This window comes from Methylobacterium sp. (assembly GCF_019750675.1).
Classification (GTDB): domain Bacteria; phylum Pseudomonadota; class Alphaproteobacteria; order Rhizobiales; family Beijerinckiaceae; genus Methylobacterium.
This window is the reverse complement of the sequence record NZ_JAIEOF010000313.1, coordinates 1-10,098: the sequence shown is the minus strand read 5'-3', so window position 1 is coordinate 10,098 and position 10,098 is coordinate 1. Positions and strand designations below refer to the sequence as shown.

The window sequence follows — 10,098 nt, the reverse complement described above, 5'->3', positions numbered from 1 at the left end:
CTAGCGCGCGTCGAAATACGCCGCCAGCACCCGCGTGTAGATCGCGGTCAGACGGTGGAGGTCGGCCACCGGCACGCATTCGTCGGTCTGGTGCATCGTGCGGCCGACGAGGCCGAACTCGATCACCGGGCAGGCATCCTTGATGAAGCGGGCATCCGAGGTGCCGCCCGTGGTCGAGAGCAGCGGCCGGCGCCCGGTCTCCGTGGTGATCGCCCCGGCGACGAGCTCGGTGAACGCGTCGGGCTTCGTGAGGAAGGCCGGGGAGTTCGAGGGCAGGAGGTCGAGGGTGTAGCGGACGCTCCGCCCCGCCGCCCGATCGAGGCGGGCACGGATTTCCGCCCCCAGGGTCTCGGCGGTCCAGGTCTCGTTGAAGCGGACGTTGAAGGTCGCGCGGGCCTCGGCCGGGATCACGTTGGTGGCCTGGTTGCCCACGTCGAGGGTGGTGAATTCGAGGTTCGAGGCGTCGAAGTGCCGGGTTCCGGCGTCGAGCGGCTCGGCGAGCAGCGCGGAGGCCAGGCGCATGAGACCGGGAATCGGGTTCTCGGCGAGATCGGGATAGGCCACGTGGCCCTGGCGGCCATGAACCACGAGCCGGCCCGTGAGCGAACCGCGCCGGCCGATCTTGATCATGTCGCCGAGCGAATCGGGGTTGGTGGGTTCGCCGAGCAGGCAATGGTCGAAGCGCTCACCCCGGGCCCGGGCCCATTCGAGGAGCTTCACCGTGCCGTTGATCGCCGGCCCCTCCTCGTCGCCGGTGATGAGGAAGCCGATCGAGCCCGGCAGGTCCGGTCCGGCCACGTCGAGATAGTCGAGGGCCGCGGCGAGCATGCAGGCGATGCCGCCCTTCATGTCGACGGCACCGCGCCCGTACAGGATTCCGTTCTCCACCGTACCGTCGAAGGGGCCGTGGCCCCAGCGCGCGACGTCGCCGGGGGGCACCACATCGGTGTGGCCGGCAAACAGCAGGTAGGGCGCCCGCGTGCCGATGCGGGCATAAAGGTTGTCGATGTCGGGGGTGCCCGCTTCCGAGAAGCGGGGACGCTCCACGGTGAAACCGGCCCCTTCGAGGATGCCGGCGAGCCAAGTGAGCGCGCCGCCCTCCTCCGGTGTCACGGAGGGGCAGCGGATCAGGCTCTGGGCGAGGGCGACGGGGGAGCGGTCGAGGAGCGCGTTCGGCACGGGCGGGACTCTTGGCGTGATGTCCGGGTGCGCACGGCCATAAGCGCCGGTGCGCGGGGGTGCAATTCGCGGCCGGGCTTTCGCCGCGTGCCGGCCGGGCTTATCTGCTGGCCATGGCCTTCTCCCCCGACGAAGTCGAACGCTATGCCCGCCACCTCGTCCTTCCGGAGGTCGGCGGCCCGGGACAGACACGGCTGAAGGCCGCCCGCGTCCTCGTCATCGGGGCCGGCGGCCTCGGCGCACCGATGATCCAGTACCTCGCCGCCGCCGGAATCGGGACGATCGGCATCGTCGACGACGATATCGTCTCGCTCTCGAATCTGCAGCGGCAGGTCATCCATGCAACCGCCGATATCGGTCGCCTCAAGGTCGAGAGCGCGGCCGAGGCGGTGGCGCGCCTCAACCCGCACGTGGCGGTGGAAGCGCACCCGACGCGCCTCACGGTGGAGAACGCGGGTGCGCTGATCGCGGCCTACGACGTGGTGGCCGACGGCTCGGACAACTTCGCCACGCGCTACGCGGTCTCCGATGCCTGCTTCCACGCCCGGCGCCCCCTGGTGACGGCGGCGCTCGGGCGATTCGACGGCTCCCTGACCACGCTGCGGCCCTACGAGGCCGGCGCGGACGGGCGCCCGAACCCGACCTATCGCTGCCTGTTCCCGAGCCCGCCGCCGCCCGGCGCGGTGCCACCCTGCGCGGAGGCCGGCGTCCTCGGGGCGCTCGCGGGCCTCATGGGCTCGCTGATGGCCCTGGAGGTGATCCGGACCGTGACGGGGTTCGGCGAATCCCTGGTCGGGCGCCTGCTCATGGTCGACACCCGCTCGATGCGGTTCGAGACCCTGGGCTACGGCTGGGACGAGGCGAACCCCCTCAGCGGCACGCAGCCCCAGGGTTGAGCGGGCCCTTAGCCCGGCCGGCGCCTACTCGGCCGGAAGGGCCGTCAGGCGCGGACGCGGCTCCTTGCCCCGCGCCGTCTCGTCCAGCGCGTCGGTGAACTGCAGCGCGGCGAGCTGCGCATAGAGCGCACCCTGCGCGAGCAGGCTCTCGTGCGTCCCGCTCTCCACGATCCGGCCGCCGTCGAGGACGAGGATCCGGTCCGCCTTGCGGATCGTGGCGAGGCGGTGGGCGATGACCAGGGTGGTGCGCCCGCGCATCAGGGTGTCGAGGGCGGCCTGCACCGCGCGCTCGCTCTCGGCGTCCAGCGCCGAGGTCGCCTCGTCGAGGAGCAGGATCGGGGCGTCCTTGAGAATGGCGCGCGCGATCGCCACGCGCTGACGCTGACCGCCGGACAGGGTGACGCCGCGCTCGCCCACGGCGGTGGCGTAGCCCTGCGGCAGGGCCTGGATGAACCCGTCCGCGTTGGCGAGTTCGGCGGCGCGCTGCACTTGCGCCTCGGTGGCCTGGGGCCGGCCGTAGCGGATGTTCTCCAGGACGCTCCCGGAGAACACGGTGGGGTCCTGTGGCACTAGGGCGAGTCGCTCGCGCAGCGCCTCGGGATCGGCCCGGGCGATGTCGGTCCCGTCGACCCGGATGAGACCGGTCTGCGGATCGTAGAAGCGCAGCAGCAATTGCAGCACCGTGGTCTTGCCGGCGCCCGAGGGGCCGACCAGCGCGACGCGCTCGCCCGGCGCGATCGTGAAGCTGATTCCGTCGAGGGAGGGATGGTCGGGGCGCGTCGGGTAGAGGAAGCGCACGGCCTCGAAGGACACCGCGCCCTGGGCCGGGACCGGCATCGGCACGGGGTCGGCCGGGACCCGGATCGCCGGCTCGGCGGCCAGGATCTCGCCCAGGCGCTCGGCGGCCCCGGCGGCCTGGGCGAGCTCGCCGTAGACCTCCGAGAGCTGGCCCAGGGCGCTCGCGCCGAACACGGCGTAGAGCACGAACTGCGAGAGCTGGCCGGCGGTCATGGTGCCGGCGAGCACGCCTTGCGCGCCGTACCACATCACCCCGACGACGCTGGCGGAGATGAGGAAGATCGCCACGCCCGTGAGGAGGGCACGCGCCTGGATCGAATCCCGGGCCGCCCCGTAGGCGTTCTCCGAAGCCTCGCCGAAGCGGGCTGCGGTGGTCCGGCCCATGCCGAAGGCCTGCATGGTGCGGATCGCGTTCACGGCCTCGGCCGCGTAGGCGGAGGCGTCCGCCAGCCGGTCCTGCGCCGCCCGCGAGCGCCGGCGCACGCCCCGCCCGGAAAGAATCAGCGGGAAGACGATGAGGGGAATCGCGGCGAGCACCAGGATCGAGAGCCTGGGACTGGTGATAACCATCATCACCACGGCGCCCGAGAACAGGAAGGCGTTGCGCAGGAGGATCGAGATGGAGACGCCGAACACCGCCTTGACCTGCGTCGCATCCGCCGTGAGGCGCGAGATGATCTCGCCCGAGAGCGAGCGGTCGAAGAAGGCCGGGTCGAGCTGGGTGAGGCGCCGGAACACGGCCGTGCGCAGGTCCGCCACCACGCGCTCGCCGAGGGTCACCACGGTGTAGTAACGGGCGCCGCTGGACAGTGCGAGCACGGCGACCACGCCGATCAGGGCGGCGAAGTAGGTGTCGATCACCCCCTGCCCGTCCGGCGAGAAGCCGTGGTCGATCACCCGGCGCAGGGCGATCGGGACCACCAGGGTCGCGCCCGACGCCGCCAGCAGGGCGAAGAACGCCGCGAGGATTCGTCCGCGATACACCACCGCGAAGGGGATCAGCGGGCGCAGCGAGCCGAGCGGTGCCTTCGGTCGGGCCGCCCCGGAAGTTTTCTTGTCACGGCCGCGAGCCATGGTGCCTCATCATCGTTGGTCGTCTCGGGAAAAGCGACCGTTGGTCGGTCTCTTCGGTCGGCGCACGCTTGTCGGGCGAAGGTGCGTGGGGTATAGGCGCGCCTTCATCCGATTGCGCGTGATCTATGGCCGCGGGCCGCCAGACGGGCCGGTCGGCTTGGCTATTCCAGGATTTCGACTTCAAGGGTTTCGTCATGGCAAAGAGCGCGGCCGACAAGGCCAAGGGTACCGAGCATCCCGACTACCACTTCATCAAGGTCGTGATGACCGATGGGTCGGACTACATGACCCGATCGACCTACGGCAAGGAGGGTGACACCCTCAACCTCGACATCGACCCGAACACGCACCCGGCCTGGACCGGCGGCGAGCAGAAGATGCTCGATCGCGGTGGCCGCGTCTCGCGCTTCAACTCGCGCTTCGGCGCCCTGTCGTTCGGCAAGAAGTAAGCGGATCGGCGGCTGGCCCCGCGCTCGCGCGGCGGCCCGCCTCACGATGGCGTGAAACGCAGAGCGGGCGGCACCTTATCGGTGTCGCCCGCTCTGCGTTTCGGAACCCGGATCCGCGCAGCCACCCCGATGCCGCCCCCCCACGGCGGCATCGGGACTGCGGGCCTCAGGCGGAGACCGGCGCCGCGAAGGCCGAGCGCAGGCGGCTCAGCTGTGCCACCACCGGGCTTTCCTGCGGGGCCGGGTTCGGCCGCTCGTCGGTGATCACCGCATCCAGGTGGAGGATGCGGGTATGGAGGCGGCGCGAGCGCACGATCAGGTCCTGCAGGGTCGGCGGCAGCACCCCGAACACCTCGCCGCGGAAGGTCTCGGGCGTGGTCAGGCGAACGCGGGTCTTCTCCTGCATGGCTTCGGCCGGGGTGAGTTCACCCTCCGACACCGCCCGCTGCACGAGAAGCCAGGAGGCGATCTGCATCAGCCGGGTGGTCAGACGCATGCTTTCGCTGGCATAGCTCAGCGTGCCGTCGCGGGACATGAGCCGGGATTCCTCCCGTCCCGTGCCGTCGAGATAGGCGGCGGCCTCCTCCACCAGGGTCATGCCCTCGCGGAACAGGACCTTGAACGCCTCAGAGGTGACGTAGGTGTCACCGAAGTTGACCCAATCCCGCTCGTCTCGAAACATGACGTCGAATCCGCTCATGGTGCCTCCTGTGCCGCGACCGTACCGGGCTCGTCCCGAAATGAGACGCTGGCGGCGCGTTTGCACCTGGATCGCAACTCTAGCGCCGATGACCCGGCGCGGGGGCTTCACGTGATGTTAACGTTAATCGGCCCCATCGGTGCCTTGACCGAACGGACACGAAAAAAGGCCGCCTGTTTCCAGGGCGGCCTTGGAGAGGTCATCGGGAGCGATTCAAGCGTCGGATAAGCGGTCCAACGCTGTTCGGGATCGCCGAACAGGATCACAGGATGGCGCAACGCGGTTAATGAACCGTTACCGCACCGGAGGGTTCGGATGCCCGCCCGGACACGCCGAACGGCACCCGTGTGCGTCGCTCGAAATCGAGATCGGCCGCATCGAAACCGGCCGGCTGGAATTGACTCGGTCCACCCCATCCGTCATAAGCCGCGCCATCGCGACGCGGCGCCCTCGATGGGCGCTGTTCGCGCTTGCAGACACATTTTCGGGCGAGTGAATATCCGGCGCGGCCATCCGTGCAGCCCGGATCGATCCTCGACCATTCGGAGATCGCGCCATGAAGAGAACCTATCAGCCCAGCAAGCTCGTGCGTAAGCGTCGTCACGGCTTCCGCGCCCGCATGGCCACCGCCGGCGGCCGCAAGGTCATCGCGGCCCGCCGCGCTCACGGCCGCAAGAAGCTCTCGGCCTAAGAGCACCGGCCGCGCCGCCATGGCGGCGCGCTCCAGCATGTTCCTGGTTCGAAGCCTCCCGGCCGAGGGCCGCAGACCGGGTCGCGGGATCGGATCGGCCATGTCGACGATCGGACGACTCACGCGACGCTCCGATTTTCTGGCTGCGGCCGGCGGTCGTCGCTATCACAACGAGCGCCTCTCGGCACAGGGCGTCGTCCGTGCCGAACCGGCCACGGGCGACGACGCGCCTGAAGGCCTGCGCATCGGCTTCACCATCACCAAGCGGGTCGGCCACGCAACGGAGCGCAATCGCATCCGGCGGCGTCTGCGCGCGGCCGTGGCGGAAGCGTCCGGCGCTTTGCCGGCGCGCGACGCCGACGTGGTGCTGGTGGCCCGGCGCCCCGCCCTGCACGCCCCGTTCCAGACCCTGATCGACGATCTGCGCCAGGCCGTCGCCGTGGTGACGAAGCCACAGGCTGCCAAAGCGCCCGCCGGGTCCGGATCCGGACACCGGGGCGAAGCCGATCGGGCCTCGTCCCGGCGCCGGCGCGGCAAAGGCGCGCCTGCGTCTGGCGCATCGGCGGCGGCTCCGGTATTGGCCACGGGCGCAACGGCCTCCGCGTCGCCCGGCTCCCGGCCTGACGGAGCGGGCGCGCCTTCCTCTCCATCCAACGCATGCGACGGACCGACCGATGGGTAATGACAAGACGAACATGATCGTCGCGATCGCCTTGTCGCTGGCGGTCCTGCTCGGCTGGAACTACTTCATCGCCGCCCCGCGCGTGGAGCAGCAGCGCCAGGCCGCCCTGCAGAACAAGGCGGCGACGCAGGCCACCAGCCCGGACGGCGTGCCGAGCGCGGCCCCGAAGGAGGGTGGTCCGGCCACGCCCGTCCCCGGGACCCTGCCGGGCGCCACGGGCGCCGGCGGCGGCATCGTGCCCCGCGAGGCGGCCATCGCGCGCTCGCCGCGCGTGACCATCGACACCCCGGCTCTCGCCGGCTCGATCGCCCTGAAGGGCGGGCGCATCGACGACGTCCTGCTGAAGAACTACCACGAGACCGTCGACGACAAGAGCCCGCGCATCGTCCTGCTCTCGCCCACCGGCACCGAGAATCCCTACTACGCGGAGTTCGGATGGGTCGGTCAGAACGCCGGTCCGCTGCCCAACGGCGACACCATCTGGGCCGCCGATACCCAGACCCTGGCGCCGGGCAAGCCCGTGACGCTGACCTACGACAATGGCGCCGGCCTCCTCTTCAAGCGCGTCATCGCGGTGGACGACAAGTTCCTGTTCACGGTCCGCGACGAGGTCGAGAACAAGGGTTCCAACGCGGTCAGCCTCTATCCCTACAGCCTCGTCTCGCGCTGGGGTAAGCCGCACACCCAGGGCTACTACGTGCTGCACGAGGGCATGATCGGCGTCCTCGGCGCCGATGGCCTGCAGGAATACACCTACGACCACCTCGCCAAGGAGCCTGCCCTCGGCAATGCGCTCACCAAGGGTAAGACCTGGACGGGCGTGACAGGCGGCTTCGTCGGCATCACCGACAAGTACTGGGCCGCCGCGGCGATCCCCGACCAGTCGACCCCCTATACCGGCAGCTTCACCGAGCGGACGGACGGCGCCACCAAGGTCTACCAGGCCAACGTGCTCGGCAACGTGCAGGTGGTCCAGCCCGGCGCCACCGTGGCCGCGACCCAGCAGCTCTTCGCCGGCGCCAAGGAGGTGAACACCGTCAACGCCTACCAGGCGAACCAGAACATCAAGCAGTTCGACCTGCTGATCGACTGGGGCTGGTTCCACTTCATCACCAAGCCGATGTTCCGGGCGCTGGACTTCTTCTTCCACCTGTTCGGCAATTTCGGCGTGGCGATCCTGGTCGTCACCCTCTGCCTGAAGCTGCTGTTCCTACCCATCGCGAACAAGTCGTACCAGTCCATGGCCAAGATGAAGGCCGTGCAGCCCGAAATGACGTCGATCCGGGAGCGGTACAAAGACGACAAGATGAAACAGCAACAGGCGATGATGGAGCTGTACAAGAAGGAGAAGATCAATCCGGTCGCCGGCTGCTGGCCGGTGCTGATTCAGATCCCGGTCTTCTTCGCCCTGTACAAGGTCCTGTTCATCACCATCGAGATGCGGCACGCGCCGTTCTTCGGCTGGATCCAGGATCTGGCGGCCCCCGATCCGACGAGCTTTCTCAACCTGTTCGGCCTGCTGCCCTACGCGGCTCCGGACTTCGTCCACCTCGGCATCTGGCCCATCATCATGGGCATCACGATGTTCATCCAGATGAAGATGAACCCCGCGCCGCCGGACCCGGTCCAGGCGCAGATCTTCACCTTCATGCCCATCGTGTTCACCTTCATGCTCGGCTCCTTCCCGGCCGGACTGGTGATCTACTGGGCCTGGAACAACACCCTCTCGGTGATCCAGCAATACGTCATCATGCGTCGCAACGGCGTGAAGGTGGAGTTGTGGGATAACCTAAGCGGCATGTTCCGGCGCAAGAGCGCGGACAAGAACGCCGTCGCCAAGAGCTGAGTTCAGCCGAGCGTCGAGCCAACGGCCACGGCGCGCGACACCCCAACCGGTCCTCTCCGTCTCACGACGGGGAGGACTTCCTGTTTCCGGCGTATCGGCTCGCGAGGGCGGCGGATGCGCCTCATCCGTCCGGAGCCGTCCGATGTCCCAAGCCGAAGACGATGCCGCCCTCCTGGAGGCGGGACGCCTGCTGTTCGCGGGCGCGGCCGACTTCATCGCCTCGGCGCCGAACGTGCCCGCCCTGCCACCGATGAAGGGCGTCGAGATCGCCTTCGCGGGCCGCTCCAACGTCGGCAAGTCGAGCCTCGTCAACGCGCTGACCGGGCGCAACACCCTGGCGCGGACCTCGCACACGCCCGGACGCACGCAGCAGCTCAACTTCTTCGATATCGGCGGCCGGCTCACCCTGGTGGACATGCCGGGCTACGGCTACGCGGCGGTGGAGAAGACGAAGGTCGAGGCCTGGACCGACCTGATCCACGACTACCTCAAGGGCCGCTCGAACCTCGCCCGGGTGTTCATGCTGATCGATTCGCGCCACGGGCTGAAGAGCATCGACACCGACGTTCTCGACGGGCTCGACAAGGCCGCCGTCAGCTATCAGATCGTGCTGACCAAGGGCGACGCCCTGAAGAAGTCCGAGATGGATGCGCGTATCGCCGGCATCCAGTCGGCCATCGCCCGGCGCCCGGCGGCCTATCCGGAGATCCTGCTCACGTCGAGCCGCGACGATCGGGGCGTACCCGAGCTGCGCGCGAGCATCGCCCGGCTGCTGCGGGAGCGCGGCGCGTGAGCGGACTCGACCGCGTCCTCCTGGCGCTCGGCGCCCTGGCGGGCCTCCTCGGCGTCGCGGCGAGCGCGGCCGCCGCGCATCTCAGCGGGGCCGACAGCCTGAAGACGGCCGCCCAGTTCCTGCTGTTCCACGCCCCCGCGATCCTGGCGCTCGTGGCGCTCTCGGCGACGGGCACGACGCACCGGCCGATCACGCGCGTCGCGGCCTGCGCTCTCGTCGTCGGACTGGTGCTGTTCTGCGGCGATCTCGCCCTTCGGGCGCTCCACGGCACGCCCCTGTTTCCCATGGCGGCGCCGACTGGCGGCTTCGCGCTGATGGCCGGCTGGCTGCTCGCCGCCGCCGGCGCCCTCGTTCCGGCGCGACGCGCCTGAGCTTCGGACCTACCGGTCCGTTCGGGCGTGAACGATACCGGCCGTGGTCACGGTCATCGGCAACGTGCCGGTCCGCCTGCACCTCGTCGGAAGAACCGACCGTCCGCTCTCAGCGCACCAGCGGCGGCAGCTGCGGCGTGGCGCCCTTCGGCAAGGCCGTGCGCGCCATGTTCATGCTCATCGCCAGCAGGGTGTAGTAGCCGTTGATCCCTGCCATCTCGATGGCGCCCTGCTCGCCGAAGGTCTCCACCGCACGGGCATAGGTGGTGTCGCTCACCGCCTTGTTGTGGTGGAGTTCCGTCGAGAACGCATAGACCAGGGTTTCCTCCGGGCCCATCGCGTCCGGCCGCCGGCCCTCTTGGATCGCCGCGACGATCGCGGGATCGAGGCCGGCCTTCAGGGCGATCGGCGCGTGGATGTGCCACTCCAGCTGCTGCGTCCATTCCCGCGCGGTGATGAGGATGATGAACTCGCTCAAGCGCAGGGGCAGCACGCTGCGGTAGCGCAGATGCAGGCCCATGTTGCTGGCATTGGTCATCAACTCCGGACTGCGCAGGAGCGGTACGAACGGTCCGAACACCGGCGTCTTGCGCGCCGCGAGGAAGTCCGCCGACGCCTT

11 protein-coding genes are annotated in these 10,098 nt (G+C 69.4%); 7 read left to right on the top strand and 4 right to left on the bottom strand.

All coding sequences use genetic code 11. The annotated features are described in order from the left end of the window. Nucleotides 1–1,179 carry a succinyl-diaminopimelate desuccinylase gene (dapE, locus tag K2X24_RS16350; protein ID WP_292499405.1) on the bottom strand — a complete coding sequence of 393 codons (1,179 nt, stop codon included), beginning with the start codon at nt 1,177–1,179 and terminating at the stop codon, nt 1–3. 113 nt (nt 1,180–1,292) lie between these two features. Between dapE and moeB the strand changes: the two genes are divergently transcribed. Then, entirely contained in the window at nt 1,293–2,075 is a 783-nt protein-coding gene (moeB, locus tag K2X24_RS16345; protein ID WP_292499406.1) for a molybdopterin-synthase adenylyltransferase MoeB, read from the top strand. A gap of 24 nt (nt 2,076–2,099) precedes the next feature. Here the strand turns inward: moeB and K2X24_RS16340 are convergent, their stop codons facing one another. Further along, nucleotides 2,100–3,947, bottom strand: coding sequence for an ABC transporter transmembrane domain-containing protein (locus tag K2X24_RS16340; RefSeq protein ID WP_292499404.1), 1,848 nt, complete (start codon nt 3,945–3,947; stop codon nt 2,100–2,102). Between the two features lie 194 nt (nt 3,948–4,141). Here K2X24_RS16340 and rpmE point away from each other — a divergent pair, with 194 nt between their 5' ends. Then, the gene (gene rpmE, locus K2X24_RS16335; protein ID WP_018045309.1) at nt 4,142–4,396 is read left to right on the top strand and encodes a 50S ribosomal protein L31; all 255 of its coding nucleotides are present in this window, start codon (nt 4,142–4,144) and stop codon (nt 4,394–4,396) included. Nucleotides 4,397–4,562: 166 nt separating this feature from the next. Here the strand turns inward: rpmE and K2X24_RS16330 are convergent, their stop codons facing one another. Next, complete coding sequence (locus tag K2X24_RS16330) at nt 4,563–5,096, bottom strand: DUF1465 family protein (protein ID WP_292499403.1); 534 nt, start codon at nt 5,094–5,096, stop codon at nt 4,563–4,565. Between the two features lie 556 nt (nt 5,097–5,652). Here K2X24_RS16330 and rpmH point away from each other — a divergent pair. From rpmH to K2X24_RS16305, 5 genes are all read left to right on the top strand, one after another. Next, nucleotides 5,653–5,787, top strand: coding sequence for a 50S ribosomal protein L34 (gene rpmH, locus K2X24_RS16325; RefSeq protein ID WP_055947927.1), 135 nt, complete (start codon nt 5,653–5,655; stop codon nt 5,785–5,787). Between the two features lie 100 nt (nt 5,788–5,887). Continuing rightward, complete coding sequence (gene rnpA / locus K2X24_RS16320) at nt 5,888–6,469, top strand: ribonuclease P protein component (RefSeq protein ID WP_292499402.1); 582 nt, start codon at nt 5,888–5,890, stop codon at nt 6,467–6,469. After that, a complete protein-coding gene (gene yidC / locus K2X24_RS16315; RefSeq protein WP_292499401.1) occupies nt 6,462–8,315 on the top strand; it encodes a membrane protein insertase YidC in 1,854 nt (617 codons plus the stop codon). The genes rnpA and yidC overlap by 8 nt, the downstream gene beginning before the upstream one ends. A 142-nt stretch (nt 8,316–8,457) precedes the next feature. Further along, nucleotides 8,458–9,108, top strand: a complete 651-nt coding sequence (yihA, locus tag K2X24_RS16310) for a ribosome biogenesis GTP-binding protein YihA/YsxC (protein ID WP_238279852.1) — start codon at nt 8,458–8,460, stop codon at nt 9,106–9,108. Continuing rightward, entirely contained in the window at nt 9,105–9,479 is a 375-nt protein-coding gene (locus K2X24_RS16305) for a DUF423 domain-containing protein (protein ID WP_292499400.1), read from the top strand. The genes yihA and K2X24_RS16305 overlap by 4 nt, the downstream gene beginning before the upstream one ends. 109 nt (nt 9,480–9,588) lie before the next feature. Here the strand turns inward: K2X24_RS16305 and K2X24_RS16300 are convergent. Beyond that, nucleotides 9,589–10,098: carboxymuconolactone decarboxylase family protein (locus K2X24_RS16300; RefSeq protein WP_292499399.1), on the bottom strand; the 510-nt coding region annotated here is incomplete at its 5' end.

Bases quoted from the DNA above. Each gene is read 5' to 3' on its own strand.
- moeB (WP_292499406.1), top strand. From the start codon at position 1,293: ATGGCCTTCTCCCCCGACGAAGTCGAACGCTATGCCCGCCACCTCGTC.
- K2X24_RS16340 (WP_292499404.1), bottom strand. From the start codon at position 3,947: ATGGCTCGCGGCCGTGACAAGAAAACTTCCGGGGCGGCCCGACCGAAG.
- rpmE (WP_018045309.1), top strand. From the start codon at position 4,142: ATGGCAAAGAGCGCGGCCGACAAGGCCAAGGGTACCGAGCATCCCGAC.
- K2X24_RS16330 (WP_292499403.1), bottom strand. From the start codon at position 5,096: ATGAGCGGATTCGACGTCATGTTTCGAGACGAGCGGGATTGGGTCAAC.
- rpmH (WP_055947927.1), top strand. From the start codon at position 5,653: ATGAAGAGAACCTATCAGCCCAGCAAGCTCGTGCGTAAGCGTCGTCAC.
- rnpA (WP_292499402.1), top strand. From the start codon at position 5,888: ATGTCGACGATCGGACGACTCACGCGACGCTCCGATTTTCTGGCTGCG.
- yidC (WP_292499401.1), top strand. From the start codon at position 6,462: ATGGGTAATGACAAGACGAACATGATCGTCGCGATCGCCTTGTCGCTG.
- yihA (WP_238279852.1), top strand. From the start codon at position 8,458: ATGTCCCAAGCCGAAGACGATGCCGCCCTCCTGGAGGCGGGACGCCTG.